Raw genomic sequence first — 14,313 nt, 5'->3', positions numbered from 1 at the left:
ACTGAAACAACTTTGGTGTTGCGTGAACAAAAACTCGGTATGTCAGGGGCGCCAAAAAGCGCCAAAAGACAACTTAACCGAATGACCTGAAAAGTTACAGCTTTGTTATAAAATCTTTATGTCGGTAGGTTATCGCCAGCGGCGAGGATCCCTTTATCAAAGCGCGATTCCTTGAGCGCGTCTTTGACTCGCTTCAAGTTATCTCTGAATTTTGCGCCGCGGCGCAGCGTGAAACCCGTTGCCAGCACGTCGATGACCGTTAGCTGCGCCAGGCGTGAAACCATAGGCATATAAATGTCGGTGTCTTCCGGCACGTCCAGCAGCAGCGCGAGCGTGGCTTCCTGCGCTAGCGGTGAGCCGTGCGAGGTGATAGCCAGCACCATGGCATCGTTTTCGCGGGCAAGCCTTGCGAGCTCCACCAGGGTTTTCGTTCTTCCCGTGTGCGAGATAAGCACAATCACATCTTCTGCGCTGCAGTTCATACAGCTCATGCGCTGCATGACCACGTCGTCAGAATAGAAAACCGGCACGTTGAAGCGGAAAAATTTATTCATGGCGTCATGGGCCACCGCCGCCGAGGCGCCCAGCCCAAAGAAGGCAATTTTCTTAGCCTGGGTGAGTAAATCTACCGCGCGGTTGACCGCCGCAATGTCCAGCGACTGCCTGACCTGGTCAAGGCTTGCCATGGCGGATTCAAAGATTTTGCCGGTGTAGGCGCTAACATTATCATCCTCGTCAACATTCCGGTTTACATAAGGCGTGCCATTCGCCAGACTTTGTGCAAGATGTAATTTAAAATCCGGAAAGCCTTTAGTTTCCAGGCGACGACAGAAGCGGTTAACCGTAGGTTCGCTGACGTCTGCCTGGCGGGCGAGCGTGGCAATGCTTGAGTGAATGGCATCCTGAGGCGTGGCGAGAATCACTTCTGCGACTTTACGCTCTGATTTGCTAAGGTGCTCCAGCTGTGACTGGATTTTTTCCAGCATGTTCATATAGCAATGCTCATGGATTTTATCGATTTCAGCAAGTGAAGAAATCGAGACGGGTTTTAGCAAGAATATACGCTCGCGATACCCCTTAAGGGCAGGTAAATCGAGCAGAACTTGTTGTTTTTTTTCATAACATGATCGACATCTAACTTTCGACATGATGGGAATGAACGGACGAGCGTTATAAAATTTCAGTTAAGTCCGGCGACTTCCGCATATTTCGCGCTAAGCACGAACGGACAACCTGTGATGGTTTTGATAACCACCAAAAAGCGCTACATTGCTTTGTAATTTAATTACAAGAGTGACCTGGTACTAGATACCCGAAACGAGGAGAACAACATGGCGGTAACGCAGACAGCTCAGGCATGTGACCTGGTGATTTTCGGTGCAAAAGGCGACCTTGCGCGTCGAAAACTGCTGCCATCCCTGTACCAGCTGGAAAAAGCGGGTCAGGTCCATCCTGACACCCGTATTCTGGGTGTTGGTCGTGCAGACTGGAGCAAAGAGGCGTACACCAAAGTCGTACGTGAAGCGCTCGAAACGTTCATGAAAGAGAAGATCGACGAAAGCCTGTGGGATAAGCTCAGCAGCCGCCTCGATTTCTGCAACCTGGACGTCAACGATACCGCGGCCTTCAGCAAGCTGGGCAAAATGCTCGACCAGCAGAATCGCGTCACTATCAACTATTTTGCCATGCCGCCAAGCACCTTCGGCGCTATCTGCAAGGGGCTGGGCAAGGCGAAGCTGAATGCCAAGCCTGCTCGTGTAGTGATGGAGAAACCGCTGGGCACCTCTCTTGCTACCTCCCAGGAAATCAACGACCAGGTGGGCGAGTACTTTGAAGAGTGCCAGGTTTACCGTATCGACCACTACTTAGGAAAAGAGACGGTTCTGAACCTGCTGGCGCTGCGTTTTGCCAACTCCCTGTTTGCCAATAACTGGGATAACAAAACCATCGATCACGTGGAAATCACCGTGGCCGAAGAGGTGGGCATCGAAGGGCGCTGGGGTTACTTTGACCAGGCCGGTCAGATGCGCGACATGATCCAGAACCATCTGCTGCAAATCCTGTGCATGATTGCCATGTCCCCGCCGTCCGATCTCACTGCCGACCATATCCGCGATGAGAAAGTGAAGGTGCTCCAGTCCCTGCGCCGCATCGACCGCAGCAACGTGCGTGAAAAAACCGTGCGTGGCCAGTACACCGCGGGCTTTGCTCAGGGTAAAAAAGTACCTGGCTACCTGGAAGAAGAGGGGGCTAACAAGTCCAGCTCCACGGAAACCTTTGTCGCTATTCGTGTGGATATCGATAACTGGCGCTGGGCGGGCGTGCCTTTCTACCTGCGAACCGGTAAGCGTCTGCCGACCAAGTGCTCAGAAGTTGTGGTTTACTTTAAAAACCCGGCCCTGAACCTGTTTAAAGATTCCTGGCAGGATCTGCCGCAGAACAAACTGACCATTCGCCTGCAGCCGGACGAAGGCGTGGATATCCAGATCCTCAACAAAGTCCCGGGGCTTGAGCATAAGCACAACCTGCAGACCACCAAGCTGGATCTGAGCTACTCCGAAACCTTCAACGAAACGCACCTGGCGGACGCCTACGAGCGTTTACTGCTGGAAACCATGCGCGGTATTCAGGCGCTGTTCGTACGCCGTGACGAAGTAGAGGAAGCCTGGAAGTGGGTCGACTCCATCACCGAGGCCTGGGCCGCCGATAACGACGCGCCTAAACCTTACCAGGCCGGCACCTGGGGGCCGGTAGCCTCCGTTGCGATGATCACCCGCGACGGCCACTCCTGGAACGAGTTCGAGTAAGCCTGCCCGGTAAAACAGGCTTTGTTTTACCGGTAACATGATCTCCCTCATACGGGGTAGAGATTTTTGTAATTAAAAGCCCTGACTGGATTCACCAGCAGGGCTTTTTTATTTACACTAGCGCAAGCGATCTTGCCCTGAAGCACTGAGGGCGGCTGGTTGAAGAGTGTAACCGCCGCAGAAATATCCCTCCGTGCATACTGCGACGGCAGCCACTTTATGAGGTACCTCTATGAATCCGAATATGTTACGCGTAACAAAACGCATTATTGAACGCTCTAAAGCGACGCGCGAGGCCTACCTCGCCCGCATCGAAAAAGCGAAGAGCAATACGGTTCACCGCTCCGAGCTGGCGTGCGGCAATCTCGCCCATGGTTTTGCCGCCTGCCAGCCTGAAGATAAAGCCGCGCTGAAAAGCATGCTGCGTAACAACATCGCGATGATTACCTCCTATAACGACATGCTCTCGGCGCATCAGCCCTACGAGAACTATCCCGACCAGATCCGCAAGGCTCTGCACTCCGTGGGCGCGGTGGGTCAGGTTGCGGGCGGCGTTCCGGCAATGTGCGACGGCGTGACCCAGGGGCAGGACGGCATGGAGCTCTCTCTGCTGAGCCGTGAAGTTATCGCTATGTCCACCGCGGTTGGCCTGTCCCATAACATGTTTGACGGCGCGCTCTACCTTGGCGTCTGCGACAAAATTGTCCCGGGCCTTGCTATGGCGGCGCTGTCATTCGGCCATCTTCCAGCGGTCTTTATCCCGTCAGGCCCGATGGCGAGCGGCCTTGCCAACAAAGAGAAGGTCCGCATTCGCCAGCTTTATGCGGAAGGCAAAGTGGACCGCAACGCGCTGCTGGAGTCGGAGGCCGCCTCTTACCATGCGCCGGGCACCTGCACTTTTTACGGCACCGCCAATACCAACCAGATGGTGATTGAGTTTATGGGGATGCAGCTGCCGGGCTCTTCCTTCGTTCATCCTGATGCGCCGCTGCGCCAGGAGCTGACGGCTGCCGCCGCGCGCCAGGTTACGCGCCTTACCGGCAACGGCAACGACTGGATGCCGCTGGGTAAGATGATTGATGAAAAGGTGGTGGTGAACGGCATCGTTGCTCTGCTGGCAACCGGTGGATCTACCAACCACACCATGCACCTCGTTGCGATGGCTCGCGCCGCAGGGATTATCATCAACTGGGATGATTTCTCCGATCTTTCGGACGTGGTGCCGCTGCTGGCTCGCCTGTATCCAAACGGCCCGGCGGACATCAACCACTTCCAGGCGGCAGGCGGCGTGCCCGTGCTGATTCGTGAACTGCTGAAGGGCGGCTTACTTCACGAAGACGTCAATACGGTAGCCGGTTTTGGCCTGCATCATTACACCATGGAGCCGTGGCTGGATAACGGCAGGCTCGCCTGGCGTGAGGGCGCGGAAACGGCGCTGGACAGCGAGGTCATCGCCACCTTCGACAAACCTTTCTCTAAACACGGCGGCACAAAAGTGCTTAGCGGCAACCTCGGACGCGCGGTTATGAAAACGTCCGCCGTGCCGGTTGAAAATCAGGTAATCGAAGCCCCGGCGGTGATTTTTGAAAGCCAGCACGACGTGTTACCCGCCTTCGAAGCGGGCCTGCTTGACCGTGACTGCGTGGTTGTCGTCCGCCACCAGGGGCCAAAAGCGAACGGCATGCCAGAATTACATAAACTTATGCCGCCACTTGGGGTATTATTGGACCGCTGTTTCAAAATTGCGTTAGTCACCGACGGGCGACTTTCTGGCGCATCCGGCAAGGTGCCGTCCGCTATCCATGTCACCCCGGAAGCCTACGACGGCGGCCTGCTGGCTAAGGTTCAGGAAGGCGATATGATCCGCGTGAACGGGCAGACGGGTGAACTGACGCTGCTGGTGGATGAAGCCGAACTGACAAAACGTACGGCGTTCCATCCTGATTTGAGCGCTGAACGCGTGGGGACCGGCCGTGAATTATTCGGCGCGCTGCGTGAGCAGCTGTCCGGCGCGGAGCAGGGCGCAACCTGCATTAAATTTTAACGACCGCCGCGGCGCGTGCCGCAGCGGTAACGAAATTATAAAGTTGGCTTAAGAGGCTCTCTGATGAAAAACTGGAAAACAACCGCGGAACAGATCCTGAAAACGGGTCCGGTCGTTCCTGTTATCGTACTGAACAAGCTGGAACACGCCGTGCCGATGGCGAAAGCGCTGGTAGCTGGCGGCGTTCGCGTGCTGGAAGTGACCCTGCGTACGCCGTGCGCGATGGACGCCATCCGCGCTATTGCTAAAGAAGTGCCGGAAGCGATTATCGGTGCGGGCACCGTGCTGAACGCTCAGCAGCTGGCCGAAGTGACCGAAGCTGGCGCGCAGTTCGCTATCAGCCCTGGCCTGACCGAGCCGCTGCTGAAAGCGGCAACTGAAGGCACCATCCCGCTGATCCCGGGTATCAGCACCGTTTCCGAACTGATGCTGGGTATGGACTACGGCCTGAAAGAGTTCAAATTCTTCCCGGCTGAAGCGAACGGCGGCACCAAAGCATTACAGGCTATCGCGGGTCCTTTCGCCAACGTGCGTTTCTGCCCGACCGGCGGCATCTCTCCTGCTAACTACCGTGATTATCTGGCGCTGAAAAGCGTGCTGTGCATCGGTGGTTCATGGCTGGTGCCAGCGGACGCGCTGGAAGCGGGCGATTACGACCGTATCACTAAGCTTGCCCGCGAAGCGGTTGAAGGCGCGAAAGCGTAACTTTGACCTGCTAAAGCAAATCCCTCTCCTTGCGGGGAGGGATAATTTCTTTACCCTGCTACTTTTATCGCTGCCGCAGACTTCACCGCTCGCCCGACCGCATTATCCACGCTGCTGCCCGTTGCCAGGGCCACGCCCATCCTGCGTTTACCGTTAATATCCGGCTTGCCAAACAGGCGAACCTGCAAACCTGCGCCCAGCGCGGCTGCAACGTTGCCGAACCGCACGTTATTGCTGTCCAGCTCCGGGAGGATCACCGCGGAAGCCGCCGGGCCATACTGACGGATCTCGCCAATCGGCAGGCCAAGGAAAGCGCGGACGTGAAGAGCGAATTCGGAGAGATCCTGTGAAATTAACGTCACCATGCCGGTGTCGTGCGGGCGAGGGGAGACTTCGCTGAAAATCACTTCGTCGCCGCACACGAACAGCTCTACGCCGAACAACCCGTAGCCACCCAGAGCAACTACCACCTTCCCGGCAATTTCCTGAGCGCGGGCGAGGGCGACATCGCTCATCTGCTGCGGCTGCCAGGATTCCCGGTAATCGCCGTCTTCCTGGCGGTGGCCTATCGGCGCGCAGAAATGTACGCCGTCAACGGCGCTGATGGTCAGCAGGGTAATTTCATAATCGAAATTCACCACGCCTTCAACAATCACTTTTCCTTTGCCAGCGCGGCCGCCAAGCTGGGCATATTCCCAGGCTTCAGCAAGCTGGTCATGGGTGCGCACAAAGCTTTGACCTTTCCCGGAGGAGCTCATCACCGGCTTGATGATGCACGGCAGGCCAATCTCTTCTACGGCATTAAGGAAATCCGCTTCGGTATCGGCGAAACGATAGTCCGAGGTTGGCAGCTCAAGTTCTTCTGCGGCAAGTCGACGAATACCTTCGCGGTTCATGGTCAGCTTAGTGGCGCGGGCGCAGGGCACGACGCGCTGGCCTTCCTGCTCAAGCTCAATCAGCATGTCGGTAGCGATGGCTTCAATTTCAGGAACGATGTAATCAGGTTTTTCGGCAAGCACCAGCGCTTTTAGCTGCTGCGCATCCAGCATATTAATCACGTGGCTACGATGAGCAACTTGCATGGCAGGCGCATCGGCATAGCGGTCTACGGCTATCACCTCAAGCCCTAAACGCTGGCATTCAATCGCCACTTCTTTACCCAGTTCACCAGAACCTAACAGCATAACCCGCGTGGCCGCTGGCCGCAGGGCCGTTCCCAACATTGACATAATCTGCTTACCCGTTGTGATAAAATAAACGGCCGCAGTATATACGAAAACGTTTGCGTACGCAGCGCCTTTCCCACTTGCGGAGCATGTGTAATACATCTATACTGTATAAATAAACAGTTAAACGGAGCTGCAAAAATGGCGGTTGAAATTAAATATGTGGTAGTGCGAGAGGGGCAAGAAAAGATGGCTTTCGCCAGTAAAAAAGATGCCGATGCGTATGACAAAATGCTCGACCTGGCGGAAGTGCTGGGTGACTGGCTACTGCAAAGCCCGGTAGCCTTTGAAGAAGGTCAGAGCGACGTGCTGGCCATGTGGCTGGCGGAAAATAAAGATGTGCTTTCAAACGTGTTGAAAAGCGGCAAACTGCCGGACACCGAAGCACCTGCTCCAGCTGAAAACAGCGCGGAGAGCCCTGAAGAGGCAAACGTTGCCGACCATCCTGCCCGGAAACGTACAAAGGCTGCCTAAGTAACAGGATAGGCTTGCGCAATAACGGTTTTGTACCAGGCTTTTTCTGTGCAATCAGCATCAGGAGAACATTATGAACAAAACTGGAATTGCGCTGTGTACGGCTCTTTGCCTGAGCAGTTTTTTTGCGGCCGCAGCAGATCCTCATAAAGTTAAAATTACCCCCTGCGAAGGGCTTGATGCGGACGGCATTGCCAACGTCATCAAAGGCGACTACCAGCAAAACCGCATTGTCAGCTGGCCGGACGATCGCAAAAAGCTGGGCCAGGCCGACCCGGTCGCCTGGGTAAACAGTAAAGAAGTCACCGGCAAGAACGACCAGTGGAAAGTCCCGCTTACCGTTCGTGGTATGAACACGGATATCCATTACACCGTGCTGGTGGACTGTCAAAAAGGCACGGCTGACTACCAGCGGTGATCCCTGCGTCGGGGCCTCCCGGCGCGGCTATTTTCTCATCTTTAGTCTTATCAGACAGTTCTTGACACCCCTTCGCTTACTCTCAGTGGGTTAAGTCACAGACTAAGGATGCCTCCCATGAGTAATTGGTTACAACAAATCCAGTCGATGCTGGGACAAACCGGCCTGACGGGCCAGCAATCCCAGTCCTCCCAGCCCTCCCAGTCCTCAAACGGTGCCGCCGGAAACGAACAGGGGCTCAGCAAGCTGCTGGTGCCTGGGGCGCTGGGCGGCCTTGCCGGGCTGCTGCTGGCGAGCAAGTCCTCCCGCAAATTGCTTACCAAATACGGTACCAGCGCGCTGCTGGTGGGCGGCGGGGCCGTCGCGGGAAGCGTGCTGTGGAACAAATATAAGGACCGGGTGCGCCAGACGCATCAGGACGAACCGCAGTTCGGGCAGCAGCAATCTCCGGTAGACGTGCGCACGCGCCGGTTGATTATGGCGCTGGTGTTTGCCGCGAAGAGCGACGGACACATTGATGACAAAGAGCGCCAGGTCATAGATCAGCAGCTCAGGGATGCCAATATCGAAGGGCCGGGGCGGGCGCTGATTCAGGAAGCTATCGATCAGCCGCTGGATCCAAAACGCCTGGCCGTGGACGTCAAAAACGAGGAAGAAGCCCTCGAGCTTTATTTCCTGAGCTGTGCGGCAATCGACGTCGATCATTTCATGGAGCGCAGCTATCTCAACGCGTTAGGCGACGAGCTGAAAATCCCGCAGGACGTGCGTGACGGCATCGAACAGGACATCAAACAGCAGAAGCTTAGCCTGCCGGGATAACCCCGGCATGACCCCATTCAGCAGCCGGTTAAGCCCCGGCATTTTCCTCAATAACTCTCGTTTCGCTTGCAAGCCTGTCTGAATTTGCCACCCTTACAGGGTGTTAACTAAAAATGACTAACGACATGCCACCTAAAGCGCAAAAGATCCCACATACCATGCAGCTGCATGGCGACACTCGTATCGACAACTACTACTGGTTGCGCGACGACGACCGCGAAAGCCCTGACGTGCTTGATTATTTACATCAGGAGAACGACTACGGGCGGCGGGTTATGACCTCACAGCAGGCGCTGCAGGATCGGCTGCTGAAAGAGATGGTCGACCGCGTTCCGCAGCACGATATCTCCGCGCCTTATACGCATAATGGCTACCGGTACCGGCACGTCTACGAGACGGGCAACGAATATGCCATCTACCAGCGGCAGTCGGTGATGCGTGAGGAATGGGACGAGTGGGAAACCCTGCTTGATGCCAACCGCCGCGCGGCCCACAGCGAATTTTACACTATGGGCGGCATGGCCATTACGCTGGACAATACGATCATGGCGCTGGCGGAAGACTATCTGTCGCGCCGCCAGTACGGCCTGCGCTTTCGTAATCTGGAAACCGGCAACTGGTATCCGGAAGTGCTGACCAACGTCACGCCGAGCTTTGTCTGGGCCAACGACTCCGCAACCCTTTATTACGTCCGCAAGCACCCTAAAACGCTGCTGCCTTACCAGGTCTGGCAGCACACCGTGGGCCATCCGACCACGGCCGACCGGCTGATCTACGAAGAGAAAGACGAGACGTTTTACGTCAGCGTGCATATCACCACTTCGCGCCGCTATATCCTTATCCACCTGGGCAGCGCCACGACGAGTGAAGTCCTGCTGCTGGACGCCGAGCTGGTGGATGCGGAGCCGCTGTGCTTCCTGCCGCGCCGTAAAGACCACGAATATACGCTCGACCACTATCAGCATAATTTCTACCTGCGCTCTAACCGCGAGGGGAAAAACTTCGGGCTGTACCGCAGCAAAGTTCGCGATGAAAAACAGTGGGAAGTGCTGATTCCGGCGCGCGAGAACATCATGCTGGAAGGCTTCACGCTGTTTACCGACTGGCTGGTGGTGGAAGAGCGCCAGTACGGCCTGACCAGCCTGCGGCAGATTAACCGCAAAACGCGGGAGGTGACGGGAATTGCGTTCGACGATCCCGCCTACGTCACGTGGCTGGGCTACAATCCGGAACCTGAGTCCTCGCGGCTGCGCTACGGTTACTCGTCGATGACCACGCCGGACACGCTCTTTGAGCTGGACATGAACACCGGCGAGCGGCGCGTCATCAAGCAAACCAAAGTGCCGGGCTTTGATGCTGACAACTATCTCAGCGAGCACCTCTGGGTGACCGCCCGGGACGGGGTTCAGGTTCCGGTTTCCCTCGTTTACCATCGTCAGCATTTCCAGCGCGGCAAAAATCCTCTGCTGGTCTACGGCTACGGCTCCTACGGCAGCAGCATGGACGCGGACTTCAGCGGCAGCCGCCTGAGCCTGCTGGACCGGGGATTTGTCTATGCCATTGCCCATATTCGCGGCGGCGGCGAGCTGGGCCAGCAGTGGTATGAAGATGGCAAATACCTCAAGAAGATGAACACCTTCAACGACTACCTGGACGTGTGCGACGCGCTGCTCCATCAGGGGTACGGTGACCCGAACCTTCTGTATGGCATGGGGGGAAGCGCCGGAGGTATGCTGATGGGGGCGGTTATTAATATGCGTCCGGAGCTGTTTCACGGTGTTATCGCGCAGGTGCCTTTCGTTGATGTGGTAACCACCATGCTGGATGAATCCATTCCGCTAACGACCGGGGAGTTCGAAGAGTGGGGGAATCCGCAGAACGAAGAGTATTACTTCTATATGAAGGGCTACAGCCCCTACGACCAGGTCAGCGAGCAGGAATATCCACATATGCTGGTGACTACCGGCCTGCACGATTCGCAGGTGCAGTACTGGGAGCCTGCGAAGTGGGTCGCAAAACTGCGCGATATGAAGCGCGGCGATAACCTGCTGCTGCTGTGTACCGATATGGATTCCGGCCACGGCGGGAAATCCGGACGCTTTAAATCCTATGAAGGGGTGGCGCTGGAGTACGCCTTTTTGATTGCCCTGGCCCAGGGGACGCTGCCAGGGCGGGAAGGGGAGTAATTTTACTCCGCTTCCAGATAATGCTTCAGCGTCATACGCAGATCCGGCGTGAGCTCCTTGATGTTTTTCAGCATCCAGCGCAGGTAACCCGGATCGTCCTGAGCTATCTCTTCGATTTTCCGGCCGCGGTATTTGCCGAACATCATGGTGCTGACCAGCGCGGGGCGCCCGGTGATGCTCACCATCTGCTCCGGCGTCCAGCCTGATTCATCCATAATGCGGATCAGCAGCGCGCCGGTGATATAGCAGTCGTACAACGCCCGGTGGTGATGCAGATCGGCGGGAAGATCGACATCCAGCTTCAGCGACTTGTATAAAGCCATATTGCTGTATTTGATCCCCGGCCACAGGCGGCGCGCAAGCTTCACGGTACAAATCCAGTCGCCGGGCATCTCGGGCAGCATCCGCTGGTCAAAACTGGCGTTGTGCGCAACGTAGTAAGGGCTGCCGTGGTAGCGGGGTATAACCTCTTCAATCCAGGGTTTATCGGCCACCATGGCTTCGGTAATTTTATGGATGGCCATCGCCTGGTGGCTGATAGGGCGATCCGGGCGAACCAGATCGCTCATCGGATTAACAATCCTTCCGCCTTCTATATCGACGGACGCGACTTCCACCACGCCTCCCTGCAGGCCGCAGGTTTCCGTATCGATAACGCGCAGCATAATGACTCCTTCTGGGCTTACGTTTGCTGAGGCGCTAGCGTAAAGGAATGATCTCGCCGTGCCAACCCTTCTCATCACGACGCCCGACCGCCAGCAGCTCGCCGTGATCCGCCCGCACAACCAGCTGCCCAAGGCTATCCCAGCAGGCGCTCCGCCCGGCGGTGCGGTGTGGACCGGCAGAAAAAGCATGATTTGCGAACAGCACCGGCAGGCTGTATTTATGCGCCCAGCGCTGCAAATACATCTCATCATGCTGACAGTTAGCTTCGTTCACGAAGGTTCCCGTTGCATAAAGGTCCGCCCCCAATGCTGCCGCGGTGCGCGGCCAGATCTCTTCATTGCTGGCTCCACAATGCCCCATTGCGACGCTGCGATTATGTTTTCCGACTAAAGGCGTGTGCTGCTCATAAACAACATCGTCAGAACAGGATTTCGGCTTACAGCAGGAGACGCGGGAGCCGTCGGGCAGAAAGCCCACGGAACCAATGGAAACACATTCATCGCACAGCAGCAGCATGCCAACCACAATCGTCATCTGAAACTCAACGGCGGCATCCTGAAGAGGGGTTAAACGTTCATCGCTGAAGTGAAGGGCGAGGGAATTGTGCTGTTCCGGCTGAAAGCCGGTGAGGGAAAGCTCGGGGAAAATCAACAGGTCGATTTTCTCGGCAGCGGCCTGATGTATAAACTGCAGATGATGCGAGATGTTGGCCTGTAAATCGCCAGGCCTGGCGCCGTACTGCGCCGCTGCAACGTTCCATAGTGGCATAGCTTCTTCCTTAATCAATTCACCTCGCCGGCCCATCCCCGGGCCGTGACAGGCGAGCTTTAGCTCATGGTCAACTGAACAAGAAAAATCTTAGCACTACTTATGTAATGTTGCTTAAGTTAGTTTATTTTTACTTAACTTTCGGCTCGTAAGGCAGGCGGGAGAGGTGCACAGAGGCTAATCGGTGAGCAATTAATCTTTCGCGGAACCAGCCCCTTAGGTGTTCCGGCTGTTCGCGCTCTACCACTTCAGCAATGACGGGCATGTTATAACGCTCCTTAAATGCCACCCCGGCGGCGGCAAGATCGACATTCACTTTGTCCATTTCGTCCTGGGGTAAATCGGCGAGATTGTAGTTCATAAGCTTCTCCTTTCTGGTCATCGCAGAAGGTACTTGCAGATGAACCCGATGACAAGTCTTTACACGCATTGATAGCCGTTCTCATCTCGACTTGACCGCCGCCCAGGGTTATCCTTTCGCGCACTGGCATAATAAAAAGGAATAGTTGATATGGCTTTCACCACCCCACGTATCCTCGCCGCCGCAGCATTTTTCGCTGCGATTGCCGCTTCTCCTGCCGCATTCGCTCATGCTCATCTTAAACATCAGTACCCTGCTGCGGACGCCGCGGTTACTGCCGCACCGCAGGCGCTGACCCTCGATTTCTCCGAAGGTATTGAACCGAATTTCAGCGGCGTGGCCGTTACCGGTCCCGGGCAGGCAACAGTTAAAACCGGTGCTGTTAAGCGCAATGAGAAAGACAACAAACAGCTAATCGTGCCGCTGGAAGAGTCGTTAAAGCCGGGGGATTACAAGGTTGACTGGCACGTGGTGTCCGTAGACGGGCACAAAACCAAAGGGAACTACGGCTTCTCCGTGAAATAAGCGCGATGCTGTCGACGCTTTTTATCGCGCTGAGGTTCGTCCACTTCGCTTCGTTAATGGTGCTGTTTGGCAGCACCGTTTGCAGCGCGCTCCTTGCCCCGCAGGCATTTAAGCCCGTACTGGTTACGCGGCTTGCTAAACAATGGCGCGCCGCCATCTGGCTGAGCTTAATCAGCGGGCTGGCAATGTTGAGCGTGCAGGCCGGCCTGATGGGCAACGGCTGGGTTGACACCGTTAACCCGCAGGTCTGGCAGGCTGTGCTGGGCACCCGGTTCGGCGCGGTCTGGATATGGCAGATATTGCTCGGCATAGTGACCGTTGTGGTCTATCTGCTTAAGCCCAGAGCGTTGCAGAGCGTGCTGATGCTGCTGGCGGCGGCCCAGCTAATCCTGCTTGCCGGTGTCGGCCATGCTGCTATGCGCGAGGGGATGGCGGGCGGCGTTCAACGTATTAATCACGCTGTTCATCTGCTTAGCGCGGCCTGGTGGGCGGGGGGCCTGCTACCCCTGCTGATGTGTATGCGTATGGCGCGCAAACCCCGCTGGCGGCAGGCGGCGATCACGGCAATGATGCGTTTTTCGCGCTATGGGCACCTTGCCGTTGCCGCAGTGATTGTGACCGGCGGAGTTAACGGCCTGATGATCCTCGGCTGGTCCCTGCCGCTGGACAGTGCCTATATGCAATTGTTGCTGCTAAAAGTTGCCCTTGTGGCCGTAATGGTGACAATAGCGCTGATAAACCGTTATCTTCTGGTGCCGCGCATGAACGGCACCACGGATGCGGCGCAGATTCGTTTTATCCAGCTGACCTGGCTGGAAGTGATTTTATCGGTGGCGGTCCTCCTTGCGGTGAGCACCTTTGCTACCTGGGAGCCGTTCTGACGGCAGCTAGCCTGAGAGAGATAGATGAAAAAGAGTATTTTGACGCTGTTATTAGTGTCCCTGAGCGGTACGGCGCTAGCGGCACCGCAAATCATCACGGTAAGCCGTTTTGAGGTAGGAAAAGAGAAATGGGCGTTTAACCGCGAAGAGGTGATGCTGAGCTGCCGGGCCGATCATGCCCTGTTTGCCATCAACCCGAGCACCCTGATGCAGTATCCGCTGAACGACGAAGCCGAACAGCTGGTGAAAAGCGGCAAAACGACCGGACAGCCAATAAGCGTTATTCAGGTTGACGATCCCAACGCACCCGGCCAGAAAATGAGCCTCGCACCGTTTATCGAACGCGCCGAAAAGCTGTGTAAATAGCACCACCCTCCAGATTTATGCCAAAAAAAACAGCAATAGCCGAAAAACGGTTAATGCTGTTTTTATT

General features: G+C 56.0%; 15 protein-coding genes. 10 read left to right on the top strand and 5 right to left on the bottom strand.

The window, feature by feature from the left end:
* Positions 1-116: 116 nt before the first annotated feature.
* On the bottom strand, positions 117-992 hold the full coding sequence (locus tag AAE045_RS10840; RefSeq protein WP_455547735.1) for a MurR/RpiR family transcriptional regulator: 876 nt from the start codon (positions 990-992) through the stop codon (positions 117-119).
* Positions 993-1,331: 339 nt separating this feature from the next.
* Here AAE045_RS10840 and zwf point away from each other — a divergent pair, with 339 nt between their 5' ends.
* From zwf to kdgA, 3 genes are all read left to right on the top strand, one after another.
* Positions 1,332-2,807 carry a glucose-6-phosphate dehydrogenase gene (gene zwf / locus AAE045_RS10835; RefSeq protein ID WP_455424768.1) on the top strand — a complete coding sequence of 492 codons (1,476 nt, stop codon included), beginning with the start codon at positions 1,332-1,334 and terminating at the stop codon, positions 2,805-2,807.
* 232 nt (positions 2,808-3,039) lie between these two features.
* Positions 3,040-4,851, top strand: a complete 1,812-nt coding sequence (gene edd, locus AAE045_RS10830) for a phosphogluconate dehydratase (RefSeq protein ID WP_455547734.1) — start codon at positions 3,040-3,042, stop codon at positions 4,849-4,851.
* Between the two features lie 63 nt (positions 4,852-4,914).
* Positions 4,915-5,556, top strand: coding sequence for a bifunctional 4-hydroxy-2-oxoglutarate aldolase/2-dehydro-3-deoxy-phosphogluconate aldolase (gene kdgA, locus AAE045_RS10825; protein WP_455424766.1), 642 nt, complete (start codon positions 4,915-4,917; stop codon positions 5,554-5,556).
* A gap of 50 nt (positions 5,557-5,606) precedes the next feature.
* On the opposite strand, the gene purT is transcribed toward kdgA, so the two are convergent.
* Positions 5,607-6,785 carry a formate-dependent phosphoribosylglycinamide formyltransferase gene (purT, locus tag AAE045_RS10820; protein ID WP_455547733.1) on the bottom strand — a complete coding sequence of 393 codons (1,179 nt, stop codon included), beginning with the start codon at positions 6,783-6,785 and terminating at the stop codon, positions 5,607-5,609.
* 138 nt (positions 6,786-6,923) lie between these two features.
* On the opposite strand from purT, the gene AAE045_RS10815 reads away from it, so the two are divergent.
* From AAE045_RS10815 to ptrB, 4 genes are all read left to right on the top strand, one after another.
* Complete coding sequence (locus AAE045_RS10815) at positions 6,924-7,256, top strand: YebG family protein (protein WP_455547732.1); 333 nt, start codon at positions 6,924-6,926, stop codon at positions 7,254-7,256.
* A gap of 73 nt (positions 7,257-7,329) precedes the next feature.
* Positions 7,330-7,674 carry a protein YebF gene (yebF, locus tag AAE045_RS10810; protein WP_455547731.1) on the top strand — a complete coding sequence of 115 codons (345 nt, stop codon included), beginning with the start codon at positions 7,330-7,332 and terminating at the stop codon, positions 7,672-7,674.
* Between the two features lie 117 nt (positions 7,675-7,791).
* Positions 7,792-8,493: a tellurite resistance TerB family protein gene (locus AAE045_RS10805; RefSeq protein WP_455547730.1), complete on the top strand. Its 702-nt coding sequence runs from the start codon at positions 7,792-7,794 to the stop codon at positions 8,491-8,493.
* Between the two features lie 125 nt (positions 8,494-8,618).
* A complete protein-coding gene (ptrB, locus tag AAE045_RS10800; RefSeq protein WP_455548050.1) occupies positions 8,619-10,679 on the top strand; it encodes an oligopeptidase B in 2,061 nt (686 codons plus the stop codon).
* A 2-nt stretch (positions 10,680-10,681) separates the two neighbouring features.
* Here ptrB and exoX read toward each other — a convergent pair whose 3' ends face one another.
* From exoX to AAE045_RS10785, 3 genes are all read right to left on the bottom strand, one after another.
* Positions 10,682-11,344: an exodeoxyribonuclease X gene (gene exoX, locus AAE045_RS10795; RefSeq protein ID WP_455547729.1), complete on the bottom strand. Its 663-nt coding sequence runs from the start codon at positions 11,342-11,344 to the stop codon at positions 10,682-10,684.
* Positions 11,345-11,378: 34 nt separating this feature from the next.
* Positions 11,379-12,113: a carbon-nitrogen hydrolase family protein gene (locus AAE045_RS10790; RefSeq protein ID WP_455547728.1), complete on the bottom strand. Its 735-nt coding sequence runs from the start codon at positions 12,111-12,113 to the stop codon at positions 11,379-11,381.
* A 130-nt stretch (positions 12,114-12,243) separates the two neighbouring features.
* Positions 12,244-12,474 (bottom strand): DNA polymerase III subunit theta, encoded by a 231-nt coding sequence (locus AAE045_RS10785; protein WP_455547727.1) that lies wholly within the window; start codon positions 12,472-12,474, stop codon positions 12,244-12,246.
* A gap of 150 nt (positions 12,475-12,624) precedes the next feature.
* On the opposite strand from AAE045_RS10785, the gene yobA reads away from it, so the two are divergent.
* Genes yobA through AAE045_RS10770 form a run of 3 tightly spaced genes read left to right on the top strand, consistent with a single transcriptional unit; the run spans position 12,625 to position 14,246 of the window.
* Complete coding sequence (gene yobA / locus AAE045_RS10780; RefSeq protein WP_455547726.1) at positions 12,625-12,999, top strand: CopC domain-containing protein YobA; 375 nt, start codon at positions 12,625-12,627, stop codon at positions 12,997-12,999.
* A 5-nt stretch (positions 13,000-13,004) separates the two neighbouring features.
* On the top strand, positions 13,005-13,880 hold the full coding sequence (gene copD / locus AAE045_RS10775; RefSeq protein ID WP_455547725.1) for a copper homeostasis membrane protein CopD: 876 nt from the start codon (positions 13,005-13,007) through the stop codon (positions 13,878-13,880).
* 24 nt (positions 13,881-13,904) lie between these two features.
* The gene (locus AAE045_RS10770) at positions 13,905-14,246 is read left to right on the top strand and encodes a YebY family protein (protein WP_455547724.1); all 342 of its coding nucleotides are present in this window, start codon (positions 13,905-13,907) and stop codon (positions 14,244-14,246) included.
* The last annotated feature ends 67 nt before the right edge of the window (positions 14,247-14,313 follow it).

Origin of the sequence: Dryocola clanedunensis (genome assembly GCF_038405435.1) — a bacterium.
Taxonomy (GTDB): domain Bacteria; phylum Pseudomonadota; class Gammaproteobacteria; order Enterobacterales; family Enterobacteriaceae; genus Dryocola; species Dryocola clanedunensis_A.
This window is presented reverse-complemented; position numbering and strand designations above follow the sequence as displayed.

Coding starts and splice junctions, on each gene's coding strand:
- AAE045_RS10840 (WP_455547735.1), bottom strand. CDS start 992: ATGAACATGCTGGAAAAAATCCAGTCACAGCTGGAGCACCTTAGCAAA.
- zwf (WP_455424768.1), top strand. CDS start 1,332: ATGGCGGTAACGCAGACAGCTCAGGCATGTGACCTGGTGATTTTCGGT.
- edd (WP_455547734.1), top strand. CDS start 3,040: ATGAATCCGAATATGTTACGCGTAACAAAACGCATTATTGAACGCTCT.
- kdgA (WP_455424766.1), top strand. CDS start 4,915: ATGAAAAACTGGAAAACAACCGCGGAACAGATCCTGAAAACGGGTCCG.
- purT (WP_455547733.1), bottom strand. CDS start 6,785: ATGTCAATGTTGGGAACGGCCCTGCGGCCAGCGGCCACGCGGGTTATG.
- AAE045_RS10815 (WP_455547732.1), top strand. CDS start 6,924: ATGGCGGTTGAAATTAAATATGTGGTAGTGCGAGAGGGGCAAGAAAAG.
- yebF (WP_455547731.1), top strand. CDS start 7,330: ATGAACAAAACTGGAATTGCGCTGTGTACGGCTCTTTGCCTGAGCAGT.
- AAE045_RS10805 (WP_455547730.1), top strand. CDS start 7,792: ATGAGTAATTGGTTACAACAAATCCAGTCGATGCTGGGACAAACCGGC.
- ptrB (WP_455548050.1), top strand. CDS start 8,619: ATGCCACCTAAAGCGCAAAAGATCCCACATACCATGCAGCTGCATGGC.
- exoX (WP_455547729.1), bottom strand. CDS start 11,344: ATGCTGCGCGTTATCGATACGGAAACCTGCGGCCTGCAGGGAGGCGTG.
- AAE045_RS10790 (WP_455547728.1), bottom strand. CDS start 12,113: ATGCCACTATGGAACGTTGCAGCGGCGCAGTACGGCGCCAGGCCTGGC.
- AAE045_RS10785 (WP_455547727.1), bottom strand. CDS start 12,474: ATGAACTACAATCTCGCCGATTTACCCCAGGACGAAATGGACAAAGTG.
- yobA (WP_455547726.1), top strand. CDS start 12,625: ATGGCTTTCACCACCCCACGTATCCTCGCCGCCGCAGCATTTTTCGCT.
- copD (WP_455547725.1), top strand. CDS start 13,005: ATGCTGTCGACGCTTTTTATCGCGCTGAGGTTCGTCCACTTCGCTTCG.
- AAE045_RS10770 (WP_455547724.1), top strand. CDS start 13,905: ATGAAAAAGAGTATTTTGACGCTGTTATTAGTGTCCCTGAGCGGTACG.